Raw genomic sequence first — 12,818 nt, 5'->3', positions numbered from 1 at the left:
GGCCGGGTGCCTGAGGGCGCCTGGCCGGAGCTGTCTTCGCGGCCGCGCTCCGGGCCGTTGTCAGTGGTGCCCTCTACGGTTTGCGCATCGGCGAATCGTGAGGGGGCGATGATGACGGTGCAGGAGCGGGCGCCCGCGTGGCGCGGGGGATTCGGGCGACTGTGGACGGCCGCCGTGGTCTCCCGGTTCGGAGACGCGTTACGGACGTCCGCGCTGCCCCTGCTGGCCGTGCGCCTGACCGACGACCCGCTCGCCATCGCCTCGGTGACCGCCTGCGGCTATATGCCGTGGCTGCTGTTCGGACTGCTCGGCGGTGCCGTCGCGGACCGGGTGGACCAACGGCGCGCCATGTGGGCCGTGGACACGGTACGAGGGCTGCTCGTCGCCGCCTTCGCCCTCGCCGTGGGGATCGGCCACGCCTCGATCCCGCTGCTGCTTCTGCTCGCCTTCGCGCTGACCACGCTTCAGACGCTCTTCGACAACGCGTCCACGGCCCTGCTGCCCTCCCTGGTCGACCGGCAGACCCTGGGCGGGGCCAACACCCGGCTGATGACCGGACAGCAGATCGCCGGCGGCCTGCTCGGCGCCCCGCTCGTTCCGCTGCTCCTGACAGCCGGCGCGTTCATGCCCTTCGCGGCCGACGCGAGCACCTACCTGGCGGCCGCCGCCCTGGTCGCCTCCCTGCGGACACGGCCACCCGAGCGGGCGCCACGCCCGGCCGGCAGCACCCTGCGCACCGAGATCGGCGAAGGCCTGCGCGCCCTGTGGCAGGACCGCGCCCTGCGCGCCACCTGCGTGGCCACCCTGCTCTGCAACATCGGCATGGGCGCCCTGATCGCCACCCTGGTGCTGCACGTCACGCGCTGGCTGCAGGCCGGCACCGCGGGATACGCGGCGGCCATGACCGTGTTCTCGGTCGGCAGCATCGCCGGCGGCTTCCTCGCCCAGCGCATCGCCCGCCGCACCGGGCGGGTGCGCGCCCTGCTGGTCGCCGGGACCGTCCAGACGTCCTCCCTGCTCCTCGTCGGCACCGTCCGCCACCTCGGCGCGCTCGTCGCCGGGATGTTCCTGCTCGGCGCGATGAACATGGTGTGGAACGTCAACCAGGTCACGCTGATGCAGCAACGCGCTCCGGAGTCGATGACCGGCCGGATCGCCGCCGCCTTCCGTACGTCCTCCACGTCCGGCGCGCCGGTCGGCGCCCTCCTCGGCGGAGCAGTCGCCGGGGCGTACGGCCTGAACGGGCCCGCTCTGCTCGCCGCCGTCCTGTTCGGTCTGGCCGTCACCTCGTTGATACCGGTGCGCAAGCCGGACGTACCTGTTGTTGCGCCGCGGGACGGCGCGACAGCAGGCCGCGCCCCACGCTGATCAATTAGGTTGGAACGGCAGCGGGGCAGGTACGCAACAGGACAGGTGCAAGGAAGAAGGCTGAAGTCGCACATGAACGCAGACGGCCGTACCAGGCTCAACCAGACGCCCGAGTGGACCGCGCTCGTCAAGCACCGGGAGGAGCTCGCCGACACCCATCTGCGGGACCTGTTCGCGGCCGACCCGGCGCGCGGCACGGGCTACACCCTCCAGGTCGGTGACCTCCACATCGACTACTCGAAGCACCTGGTCAACGACGAGACGCTGCGGCTGCTGCGCGAGCTGGCCGCCGCCACCGACGTCTTCGGCCTGCGGGACGCCATGTTCCGCGGCGAGAAGATCAACGTCACCGAGAACCGGGCGGTGCTGCACACGGCGCTGCGTGCCCCGCGGGACGCGGTGATCGAGGTCGACGGCGAGAACGTCGTACCGCAGGTGCACGCGGTCCTGGACAAGATGAGCGGCTTCGCGGACCGCGTCCGCTCCGGCGCCTGGACCGGCCACACCGGCAAGCGCATCAAGAACGTGGTCAACATCGGTATCGGCGGCTCCGACCTCGGTCCCGCGATGGCCTACGAGGTGCTGCGCAGCTTCGCCGACCGCGATCTCACGGTCCGCTTCGTGTCCAACGTCGACGGCGCCGACCTGCACGAGGCCACCCGCGACCTGGACGCCGCCGAGACGCTGTTCATCGTCGCCTCGAAGACGTTCACCACGATCGAGACGATCACCAACGCCACCTCGGCCCGCAACTGGCTGCTGGGCGAGCTGAAGGCCGGTCAGGACGCCGTCGCCAAGCATTTCGTGGCCCTCTCCACGAACTCCGAGAAGGTGTCGGACTTCGGCATCGACACGGAGAACATGTTCGAGTTCTGGGACTGGGTCGGCGGCCGCTACTCCTACGACTCGGCCATCGGGCTCTCGCTGATGATCGCGATCGGCCCGGACCGCTTCCGCGAGATGCTCGACGGCTTCCACCTGGTCGACGAGCACTTCCGCACCACCCCGGCCGAGTCCAACGTGCCGCTTCTGCTGGGCCTGTTGGGCATCTGGTACGACAACTTCCACGACGCCCAGTCGCACGCGGTGCTGCCGTACAGCCACTACCTGTCGAGGTTCACGGCGTACCTCCAGCAGCTGGACATGGAGTCCAACGGCAAGCACGTGGCGCGGGACGGCAAGGAGGTCGAGTGGACCACCGGCCCGGTCGTCTGGGGCACGCCCGGCACCAACGGGCAGCACGCCTACTACCAGTTGATCCACCAGGGTACGAAGCTGATCCCGGCGGACTTCATCGGCTTCGCCGAGCCGGTCGCCGAGCTGAGCGGTGAACTCAAGGCACAGCACGACCTGTTGATGGCGAACTTCTTCGCCCAGACCCAGGCGCTGGCCTTCGGCAAGACGGCCGAGGAGGTCCGTGCGGAGGGCGTGCCGGAGGAGCTCGTCCCGCACAAGACCTTCAAGGGCAACCGCCCGACGACCACCATCCTCGCCCGCGAACTGACCCCGTCGGTCCTCGGCCAGCTCGTCGCCCTCTACGAGCACAAGGTGTTCACCCAGGGCGCCGTCTGGAACATCGACTCCTTCGACCAGTGGGGCGTGGAGCTCGGCAAGGTGCTCGCCAAGCGCGTGGAACCGGCACTGACGGAAGGCGCGGAGGTACCCGGCCTGGACCCGTCGACCAAGGCCCTGGTGGCCAAGTACCGGGAGCTGCGCGGGCGTTAGGCCCGGTCATGGAAGAACCCGTACGGCCCGGTGGCCGTACGGGTTCTTCACGGGTTCCCTCAGGGCTTCGTCACGGCGAAGCCGGTGGGTACAGCGAGCGGGGTAGTTGGGCCGCTGCCGCCGCGTCCAGGAGCCAGAGGGTGCGCTGGCGGCCCCGGGCGCCCGCCGCCGGGGCCTGGATCTCGCCCGCGCCCGAGAGGGCGATGGCGACGGCCTCGGCCTTGTCCTCGCCCGCCGCCAGCAGCCAGACCTCGCGGGCCGAGCGGATGGCTGGGAGGGTGAGGGAGACCCGGGTCGGCGGCGGCTTCGGGGAGCCGTGCACGCCCACCACCGTGCGTTCCGTCTCCCGGACCGCGGGCAGCTCCGGGAAGAGCGAGGCCACGTGGGTGTCCGGGCCGACGCCCAGCATCAGGACGTCGAAGGTGGGCACCGAGCCATGGTTCTCGGGACCGGCCGCGCGGGCCAGTTCCGCGGCGTAGGACTCGGCGGCCGCCTCCACGTCCGTGCCCCAGGGGCCGTCCGACGCGGGCATGGCGTGCACGCGCTTCGGGTCCACCGGCACCTGGTCGAGCAGGGCCTCGCGGGCCTGGGTGTCATTGCGCTCCGGGTCGCCCTCGGGCAGGAAGCGTTCGTCGCCCCACCACAGGTCGAGCCGGCCCCAGTCGATGGCGTCCCGCGCCGGAGCCGCCGCGAGGGCCGCGAGCAGGCCGTTGCCGTTGCGGCCGCCCGTGAGGACCACGGACGCCTCGCCCCGGGAGGCCTGGGCGTCCACGATCTTCGTGATCAGGCGGGCCGCGGCGGCCTGCGCCATCAGCTCCTTGTCGTGGTGCACGACCAGCTGGGGGGTGCTCATGGTGCCTTCACCCTCTTCTTCAGCGGTTCCTTCGCCGCCGCTTCGGGCGCGGCAGCTTCCGGGGCAGCGGCTTCGACGGCCGGTTCTCCTTTGGCCGACGGCTCGGGAGCCTGGGCGCCCGAAGCGGCCTGGGCGGCCGGAGCCTCCGGTACCGGTTCCGCGGCCGGTGAGGCCGACACGTTCAGCCGCTCCACACCGAACCGCAGCGCCGACGCGTAGGTGTCGTCCGGGTCGAGCCGCCGCAGTTCCTCCGCGATCAGCTCGGCCGTATCCCGCCGCTTCAGCGCCACCGCCCGGTCCGGCTGGCCGTCGATGGACAGGGTGGCGAGGGAGCCGTCCGCGCGGTCGAGCGCGATCGCCCCCTGGCTGGTGTCGAGACGGACCGCCGTCAGGCCGGGGCCCGACGAGAGGGAGCGCTTGACGGGGACGTCCAGCCGGTCCGCGAGCCACATCGCCAGCAGCTCACAGCTCGGGTTGAACTCCTCGCCCTCCACCTCGACGGCCTTGACCTCGCAGACCACCTGGTCCAGGGCCGCCGCCAGCATCGAGCGCCAGGGCGTGATCCGGGTCCAGGACAGGTCCGTGTCGCCGGGGGTGTAGGCGTCCGCGCGGGCGGACAGCTCCCGTACCGGCTGCTCGGAGGAGTAGGTGTCGGTGACCCGGCGCTGGGCGAGGGCACCCAGCGGGTCCTTCGCCGGGTCGAGCGGGGCGTTGACCGGCCACCAGACGACGACCGGCGCGTCCGGCAGCAGCAGCGGCAGCACGACCGAGTCGGCGTGGTCGGCGACCTCGCCGTACAGCCGCAGCAGCACCGTCTCGCCGGAGCCCGCGTCCGCGCCCACCCGGACCTCGGCGTCCAGGCGGGACGCCGTACGGTCGCGGGGGGTGCGGGAGACACGCTTGATGACGACCAGCGTGCGCGAGGGGTGCTCGTGCGAGGCGTCGCCGGCGGCCTTCAGGGCGTCGTACGCGTTCTCCTCGTCGGTGACGATGACGAGGGTGAGCACCATGCCCACGGCGGGCGTGCCGATGGCCCGGCGGCCCTGTACCAGCGCCTTGTTGACCTTGCCGGCCGTGGTGTCCGTGAGGTCTATCTTCATGGCCGGCGCCAGCTCCGTCCGTCTCGTGCGAGCATCTCGTCGGCCTCGGCGGGACCCCAGGTGCCCGACGGGTACTGGGCGGGCCTGCCGTGCTGGTCCCAGTAGTCCTCGATCGGGTCGAGGATCTTCCAGGACAGCTCGACCTCCTCGGTGCGCGGGAAGAGGTTGGCGTCGCCGAGCAGCACGTCCAGGATCAGCCGCTCGTACGCCTCCGGCGAGGACTCGGTGAACGACTCGCCGTAGGCGAAGTCCATCGACACGTCCCGGATCTCCATCGAGGTGCCCGGCACCTTGGAGCCGAAGCGGACCGTGATGCCCTCGTCGGGCTGGACGCGGATGACGATCGCGTTCTGGCCCAGCTCCTCCGTCGCCGTGTGGTCGAAGGGGGAGTGCGGGGCCCGCTGGAAGACGACGGCGATCTCCGTCACCCGGCGGCCGAGCCGCTTGCCGGTGCGCAGGTAGAAGGGGACGCCCGCCCAGCGGCGGTTGTCGACCTCCACCTTGATCGCGGCGTAGGTGTCGGTCTTCGACTTGCCGTCGATGCCGTCCTCTTGGAGGTAGCCGGTGACCTTCTCGCCGCCCTGCCAGCCGGCCGCGTACTGGCCGCGCACGGTGTGCTTGCCCAGGTCGTCCGGCAGCCGTACGGCGCCGAGCACCTTCTCCTTCTCGGCGGCCAGCGCGTCCGCGTCGAAGGAGGCGGGCTCCTCCATCGCGGTGAGGGCCATCAGCTGGAGCAGGTGGTTCTGGATGACGTCACGGGCCGCGCCGATGCCGTCGTAGTAGCCGGCGCGGCCGCCGATGCCGATGTCCTCGGCCATGGTGATCTGGACGTGGTCCACGAAGGACCGGTTCCAGATCGGCTCGAACATGGTGTTGGCGAAACGCAGCGCCAGGATGTTCTGGACGGTCTCCTTGCCGAGGTAGTGGTCGATCCGGAACACCTGGTCCGGTTCGAACACCTCGTGCACGACCTTGTTCAGCGCCTCGGCCGACTTCAGGTCGTGGCCGAAGGGCTTCTCGATGACCGCGCGCCGCCAGGAGCCGCCGCTCTGGTCCGCCAGCCCGTGCTTCTTCAGCTGCTGGATGACGACCGGGAAGGAGCGCGGCGGGACGGACAGGTAGAAGGCGAAGTTGCCGCCCGTGCCCTGTGCCTTGTCCAGCTCCTCGATGGTGGAGCGGAGCCGCTCGAAGGCGTCGTCGTCGTCGAAGGTGCCCGGGACGAAGCGCATCCCCTGGATGAGCTGCTGCCAGACCTCCTCGCGGAACGGGGTGCGGGCGTGTTCCTTGACGGCGTCGTGGACCTCGGCGGCGAAGTCCTCGTTGGCCCACTCGCGGCGGGCGAAGCCGACCAGGGAGAAGCCCGGCGGCAGCAGACCCCGGTTGGCGAGGTCGTAGACCGCGGGCATGAGCTTCTTGCGGGAGAGGTCGCCCGTGACGCCGAAGATGACCAGACCGGACGGTCCCGCGATACGCGGGAGCCGTCGGTCTGCGGGGTCACGCAGCGGGTTGCTGCTCGACAATTTAGCCCTCCGAGGGGGCCAGGCGCTCCAGCTCTGCCTGGGTCGACTTGAGCAGGTCGTTCCAGGAGGCCTCGAACTTCTCGACGCCCTCGTCCTCCAGAACCTGGACCACGTCGTCGTACGAGATGCCCAGCCGCTCGACGGCGTCGAGGTCGGCGCGGGCCTGCTCGTAGGTGCCGGTGATCGTGTCGCCGGTGATGCCGCCGTGGTCCTCGACCGCGAGGAGGGTGGCCTCCGGCATGGTGTTCACGGTGTTCGGCGCGACCAGGTCGTCGACGTACAGGGTGTCCTTGTACGACGGGTCCTTCACACCGGTCGACGCCCACAGCGGGCGCTGCTTGTTGGCGCCCGCGCTCTCCAGCGCGGTCCAGCGGGAGGTCGAGAAGACCTCCTCGTACGCCTGGTAGGCGAGCCGGGCGTTGGCGACGGCGGCCTTGCCGCGCAGCGCCTTGGCCTCGTCGGTGCCCAGGTCGTTCAGGCGCTTGTCGATCTCGGTGTCCACACGGGACACGAAGAACGACGCCACCGAACGGATGAGCGAGAGGTCCAGGCCGCGCTCCTTGGCCTTCTCCAGGCCGGAGAGGTAGGCGTCCATGACCTCGCGGTAGCGCTCCAGCGAGAAGATCAGCGTGACGTTGACGCTGATGCCGCGGCCGATGACCTCGGTGATCGCCGGCAGACCCGCCTTGGTGGCCGGGATCTTGATGAGCGTGTTGGGGCGGTCCACCAGCCAGGCCAGCTGCTTGGCCTCGGCGACGGTCGCCTTGGTGTTGTGCGCCAGGCGCGGGTCGACCTCGATCGACACGCGGCCGTCCTGGCCGCCGGTCGCGTCGTACACCGGGCGCAGGATGTCGGCGGCGTCGCGGACGTCCGCCGTGGTGATCATGCGGATGGCCTCTTCGACGGTCACCTTGCGGGCGGCGAGGTCCGAGACCTGCTGCTGGTAGCCGTCACCGGACGAGATCGCCTTCTGGAAGATCGTCGGGTTGGTGGTGACGCCCACGACGTGCTGCTGGTCGATCAGCTCGGCGAGGTTGCCGGACGTGATCCGCTTGCGCGACAGGTCGTCCAGCCAGATCGCGACGCCCTCCTCGGAGAGGCGCTTGAGTGCGTCTGTCATGGAATTACATCTCCTACGTGTCGTATGTGAGCGTCAGCGCTGGGCGGCGGCGATGGATTCCCGGGCCTTGTCGGCCACGTTCTCGGCAGTGAAGCCGAACTCGCGGAAGAGCACCTTGCCGTCGGCGGAAGCACCGAAGTGCTCCAGGGAAACGATGCGGCCGGCGTCCCCGACGTACTTGTGCCACGTGAGGCCGATACCCGCCTCGACCGACACCCGCGCCCTGACGGACGGCGGCAGCACGCTGTCCCGGTACCCCTGGTCCTGCTCCTCGAACCACTCCACGCAGGGCATGGAGACGACCCGGGTGGGCACGCCGTCGGCCTCCAGCTGCTCGCGCGCCTCGACGGCGACGTGCACCTCGGAGCCGGTGGCGATGAGGATGACCTCGGGGGTGCCGTTCGACGCCTCGAAGAGGACGTAACCGCCCTTGACCGTGTCCTCGTTGGACTCGTACACCGGCACGCCCTGGCGGGTCAGCGCCAGGCCGTGCGGAGCGCCCTTGCCGAAGACCTTGGTGTAGCGCCTGAGGATCTCGCGCCAGGCGATCGCGGTCTCGTTGGCGTCCGCGGGGCGGACCACGTTCAGACCGGGGATGGCGCGCAGCGAGGCGAGGTGCTCGACCGGCTGGTGCGTCGGGCCGTCCTCGCCGAGACCGATGGAATCGTGGGTCCACACGTACGTCACCGGCAGGTGCATCAGTGCCGACAGCCGCACGGAGTTGCGCATGTAGTCGGAGAAGACGAGGAACGTACCGCCGTAGACACGGGTGTTGCCGTGCAGGGTGATGCCGTTCATCTCCGCGGCCATGGAGTGCTCGCGGATACCGAAGTGGATGGTGCGGCCGTAGGGGTTGGCACCCGGCAGCGGGTTGTCCGCCGGCAGGAACGAGCTGTCCTTGTCGATGGTCGTGTTGTTCGACCCGGCGAGGTCGGCGGAACCGCCCCACAGCTCCGGGATCACGGCACCGAGCGCCTGGAGCACCTTGCCGGAGGCCGCGCGGGTCGCGACGCCCTTGCCGGGCTCGAAGACCGGGATCTTCTCCTCCCAGCCCTTGGGCAGCTCGCCGGCGGCGATGCGGTCGAACTCGGCGGCCCGCTCGGCGTTGCCGTCACGCCACAGCTGGAACGACTTCTCCCACTCGGCCTTCGCCGCGGCACCGCGCTCGCCCGCCTGGCGGGTGTGGGCGATGACCTCCTCGGCGACGTCGAAGCTCTTCTCCGGGTCGAAGCCGAGGACCCGCTTGGTGGCCGCGACCTCGTCCTCGCCGAGCGCCGAGCCGTGGGCGGCCTCGGTGTTCTGCGCGTGCGGTGCGGGCCAGGCGATGATCGAGCGCATCGCGATGAAGGACGGCTTGTCCGTCACCTTCTTCGCGGCCTCGATCGCGTTGTAGATGGCGTGCGGGTCCAGGTCGCCGTCCGGCTTCGGGGCGATGCGCTGGACGTGCCAGCCGTACGCCTCGAAGCGCTTGACGGTGTCCTCGGAGACGGCCGTCTCGGTGTCGCCCTCGATCGAGATGTGGTTGTCGTCCCACAGCAGGACCAGGTTGCCGAGCTTCTGGTGGCCGGCCATCGAGGACGCCTCGGCGGAGATGCCCTCCTGGAGGCAGCCGTCACCGGCGATGCAGTAGACGAAGTGGTCGAAGGGGGACTCGCCCTGCGGCGCGTCCGGGTCGAACAGGCCGCGCTCGTAGCGGGCGGCCATGGCCATGCCGACGGCGTTGGCGACACCCTGGCCGAGCGGTCCCGTGGTGGTCTCCACGCCCTTGGTGTGGCCGTACTCCGGGTGGCCCGGGGTCTTCGAGCCCCAGGTCCGGAAGGACTCCAGGTCTTCCAGCTCCAGGCCGAAGCCGGCCAGGTAGAGCTGCGTGTAGAGGGTCAGCGACGAGTGACCGGCGGACAGCACGAAACGGTCACGGCCCACCCAGTCGGGGTCGGACGGGTCGTGCCGCATCACCTTCTGGAAGAGGGTGTACGCGGCCGGCGCCAGGCTCATCGCCGTACCCGGATGGCCGTTGCCGACCTTCTGTACGGCGTCGGCGGCCAGGACGCGGGCGGTGTCGACGGCCCGCTGGTCCAACTCGGTCCAGTCGAGGTCTGTGGTGGTCGGCTTGGTGCTCACCCTGGGTCAGGGCTCCTCTCCACATGTTCGGTTACCGGTCCACGGGCACATGCCCGCGCCGGCTGCCGGTGCACTGGGTGCCCACCGGCCGCTGTCGAGCCTACCCCCGTAAGGACGTGCGTTTTTTCGAGTGTTTCCAGACTGCCGGGCCTTGCGGGGATCCGCCTCCCGACTGGCCGGGAAGGCATTCGGCACATGAATACGGAGCCGCTCATCTGACTGCTCAATCGAGCCACCGGGCCACTCTCCGGAGACGTCCGCCAACACGACCCCACCCCCGCGAAGGCCGGGGTATGGGCAACGTCTAAAGTGGCGTGGTACGCGCGAGCCTTTACCGGGACTTCACAGGGGGAGGCTTGCTGGGATGTCTCTGTCAGGGGTGTGCGTGACGGCCGTCGAATCCCGTCCAGCGGGGGTACTCGGTGCGAGCGAGAGCCCGAGTCACCGGCCGTTCGGGGCCCGTGTCAAAGCTTTCGTGGCGCTGACCAAGCCGCGGATCATCGAGCTGCTGCTCATTACCACCGTTCCGGTGATGTTCCTGGCGCAGCAGGGCGTGCCCGATATGACGCTGGTCCTGCTCACCTGCGTCGGCGGTTATCTCTCCGCGGGCGGCGCCAACGCGCTCAACATGTACATCGACCGGGACATCGACGCGCTGATGGACCGCACCTCACAGCGGCCCTTGGTGACCGGCATGGTCAGTCCGCGCGAGTGCCTCGCCTTCGGTATCACCCTGGCGGTCGTCTCCACCCTGTTGTTCGGTTTCACCGTCAATTGGCTGAGCGCCTGGCTGTCACTCGGAGCGCTCCTCTTCTACGTCGTCGTCTACACGATGATCCTCAAGCGCCGTACCTCGCAGAACATCGTGTGGGGCGGTATCGCGGGCTGTCTGCCGGTGCTGATCGGCTGGTCGGCCGTCACGGACTCCATGTCGTGGGCGCCGATCATCCTCTTCCTCGTCATGTTCTTCTGGACGCCGCCGCACTACTGGCCGCTGTCCATGAAGGTGAAGGACGACTACGCGCGCGTGGGCGTGCCGATGCTGCCGGTGGTCGCCTCCAACAAGGTGGTCGCCAAGCAGATCGTCATCTACAGCTGGGTGATGGTCGTGGTCTCGCTGCTGCTGACGCCGCTCGGTTACACGGGCTGGTTCTACACGGTGGTCGCGCTGGTGGCGGGCGGCTGGTGGCTCTGGGAGGCGCACGCGCTCCAGAACCGCGCGAAGGCCGAGGTGTCGGGCGCGAAGCTCAAGGAGATGCGCCTGTTCCACTGGTCCATCACCTATGTGTCGCTGCTGTTCGTGGCGGTGGCCGTGGACCCCTTCCTGCGCTGACCCCGCACCGGGGTCCGTGCGGGCCCACGTCACACCGCCCTGCCCTCGCCAGTCGATCTACTCGTGAGTAGCATCCTGCTCATGGCAGACACGCAGCAGGTTGACCAGAAGGCCGAGCGCAAGGTCGCGCGCCTCGCCAAGCAGATCGGCACCTTCGCCAAGGCGCACGGCGGCGCCGAGGGCCAGGTGGCCCACATCGGCGAACGCGGCGCGCGGATCGTCCTCGTGGGTGAGGACGGCGGCTGGGGTGACCTGGTGGCCCCGAGCACCGAGATCGCCCAGCAGGCGGTGGAGAAGGCGGGCATCACCGTCCACGAGTCCTTCGACGGCGAGTTCGCGGCGAAGGTCCGTACGGGCCCGTACGAGTGGAAGCGGATGGCCGGCATTCAGATCGGCGGCTGATTCGACGCCCCCGTATGAGCGCCCCGTAAGGGGCGCGGGGAACTGCGCGAACAACCCCCACCGGCCCGCGGCCGAAGAACGCCCGCGCACCGCGACCTCCATCCCGGTTCACCCGTTAAGACGGTATGCAGCCGTCCACGGGGGAGCCCGGATGATCGAAACGCCGTCCCTGGTGGACCAGTACTGCCATGGAGTGCTGCGTACGGAGCTCGGCCTGGGCACCTTCGAGGCCCAGCTCGCCCGTACCGAAGGCCCCCCGGCCGCCGGTACCACCCTCTTCGACACCCAGACCGGGTTCGCGGTAAGGCGCTGGTGCCCCCCGCTCCTCGGCCTGGAACCCCACTGCCCGCCCGCCCGCTACCTGGCCCGGCGCCGTGAACTCGGCGTCCTGGAGGCGGGCCGCCGGCTGCTGCGCGGCAGCGGCATCACCACCTACCTCGTCGACACCGGCCTCCCCGGCGACCTCACCGGCACCGCCGAGATGGCCTCCACCGGGGCCGCCGAGGCGCGGGAGATCGTCCGCCTGGAGCTCCTGGCCGAACAGGTCGCCGACACCTCCGGCACCGTCGAGTCCTTCCTCGCCAACCTCGCCGAGTCGGTGCACGGCGCGGCGGCGAACGCGGTCGCCTTCACCTCCGTCGCCGGACTGCGGCACGGCCTCGCCCTGGCCCCCGAGCCGCCCGGACCCGGCGAGGTGAGAGGCGCCGCGGGCCGCTGGCTGGCCGCCCGCCGGGTCGGCGGCGAGCTGACCGACCCGGTGCTCCTGCGGCACCTGCTGTGGATCGCCGTGGCCTCCGGTCTCCCGCTCCAGCTGCACGCGGGCCTCGGCGAGCCCGGCGCCCGGATCGACCGTACCGACCCGGTCCTGCTGACCGACTTCGTGCGGGCCACCGCGGGCCTGGGCACCGACCTGGTCCTGCTGCACGGCTACCCGTACCACCGCCACGCCGCCCACCTGGCCGGCGTCTTCTCGCACGTGTACGCCGACTCCGGCGCGGCCCTGGTGCGTACCGGCGCCCGGGCCGCGACGATCCTCGCCGAGATCCTGGAACTGGCCCCCTTCGGCAAGGTCCTCTTCTCCAGCGGCGCCCACGGCCTGCCCGAACTGCATGTCGTCGGCGCCCGCCTCTTCCGTGAGTCCCTCGCCCGGGTCCTCGGCGGCTGGGTCGCCGAGGACGCCTGGTCGCTGGGCGACGCGCAGCGCGTGGCCGGGCTGATCGCGGCGGGGAACGCGAAACGCGTGTACGGGCTGGGGTGACCTGTACAGACTGGGCGC

At 70.4% G+C, this 12,818-nt stretch carries 10 protein-coding genes; 5 read left to right on the top strand and 5 right to left on the bottom strand.

Features of this window, described 5'->3' with window-relative positions; translation table 11 throughout:
• Positions 1-108 precede the first annotated feature (108 nt).
• Both ABZ642_RS13295 and pgi read left to right on the top strand, forming a co-directional pair.
• The gene (locus tag ABZ642_RS13295) at positions 109-1,368 is read left to right on the top strand and encodes an MFS transporter (protein ID WP_360481835.1); all 1,260 of its coding nucleotides are present in this window, start codon (positions 109-111) and stop codon (positions 1,366-1,368) included.
• A 72-nt stretch (positions 1,369-1,440) separates the two neighbouring features.
• Positions 1,441-3,093, top strand: a complete 1,653-nt coding sequence (gene pgi, locus ABZ642_RS13290) for a glucose-6-phosphate isomerase (protein WP_360481832.1) — start codon at positions 1,441-1,443, stop codon at positions 3,091-3,093.
• A gap of 70 nt (positions 3,094-3,163) precedes the next feature.
• Here the strand turns inward: pgi and pgl are convergent, their stop codons facing one another.
• From pgl to tkt, 5 genes are read right to left on the bottom strand one after another with little or no spacing between them, the layout of a single operon-like run.
• Positions 3,164-3,946 carry a 6-phosphogluconolactonase gene (pgl, locus tag ABZ642_RS13285; protein ID WP_360481829.1) on the bottom strand — a complete coding sequence of 261 codons (783 nt, stop codon included), beginning with the start codon at positions 3,944-3,946 and terminating at the stop codon, positions 3,164-3,166.
• A complete protein-coding gene (gene opcA / locus ABZ642_RS13280) occupies positions 3,943-5,046 on the bottom strand; it encodes a glucose-6-phosphate dehydrogenase assembly protein OpcA (RefSeq protein WP_360481826.1) in 1,104 nt (367 codons plus the stop codon). Before opcA ends, pgl begins: the two co-directional genes overlap by 4 nt.
• Positions 5,043-6,566: a glucose-6-phosphate dehydrogenase gene (zwf, locus tag ABZ642_RS13275; protein WP_360481823.1), complete on the bottom strand. Its 1,524-nt coding sequence runs from the start codon at positions 6,564-6,566 to the stop codon at positions 5,043-5,045. Before zwf ends, opcA begins: the two co-directional genes overlap by 4 nt.
• A gap of 1 nt (position 6,567) precedes the next feature.
• Complete coding sequence (tal, locus tag ABZ642_RS13270; protein ID WP_360481820.1) at positions 6,568-7,686, bottom strand: transaldolase; 1,119 nt, start codon at positions 7,684-7,686, stop codon at positions 6,568-6,570.
• Positions 7,687-7,719: 33 nt separating this feature from the next.
• The gene (tkt, locus tag ABZ642_RS13265; RefSeq protein ID WP_360481817.1) at positions 7,720-9,807 is read right to left on the bottom strand and encodes a transketolase; all 2,088 of its coding nucleotides are present in this window, start codon (positions 9,805-9,807) and stop codon (positions 7,720-7,722) included.
• A 379-nt stretch (positions 9,808-10,186) separates the two neighbouring features.
• On the opposite strand from tkt, the gene ABZ642_RS13260 reads away from it, so the two are divergent.
• The 3 genes from ABZ642_RS13260 (at position 10,187) to ABZ642_RS13250 (ending at position 12,800) form a co-directional block, all read left to right on the top strand.
• The gene (locus ABZ642_RS13260) at positions 10,187-11,140 is read left to right on the top strand and encodes a heme o synthase (RefSeq protein WP_360482469.1); all 954 of its coding nucleotides are present in this window, start codon (positions 10,187-10,189) and stop codon (positions 11,138-11,140) included.
• Between the two features lie 81 nt (positions 11,141-11,221).
• A complete protein-coding gene (locus tag ABZ642_RS13255) occupies positions 11,222-11,542 on the top strand; it encodes a hypothetical protein (protein ID WP_360481814.1) in 321 nt (106 codons plus the stop codon).
• A gap of 151 nt (positions 11,543-11,693) precedes the next feature.
• Positions 11,694-12,800, top strand: a complete 1,107-nt coding sequence (locus ABZ642_RS13250; RefSeq protein WP_360481811.1) for an amidohydrolase family protein — start codon at positions 11,694-11,696, stop codon at positions 12,798-12,800.
• Positions 12,801-12,818 lie beyond the last annotated feature (18 nt).

The organism is Streptomyces sp. NPDC007157 (assembly GCF_040634235.1).
In the GTDB taxonomy this organism is placed as follows: Bacteria; Actinomycetota; Actinomycetes; order Streptomycetales; family Streptomycetaceae; genus Streptomyces.
Note: the sequence above shows the minus strand (reverse complement) of the source record. Positions and strands in the feature narration are given on the sequence as shown.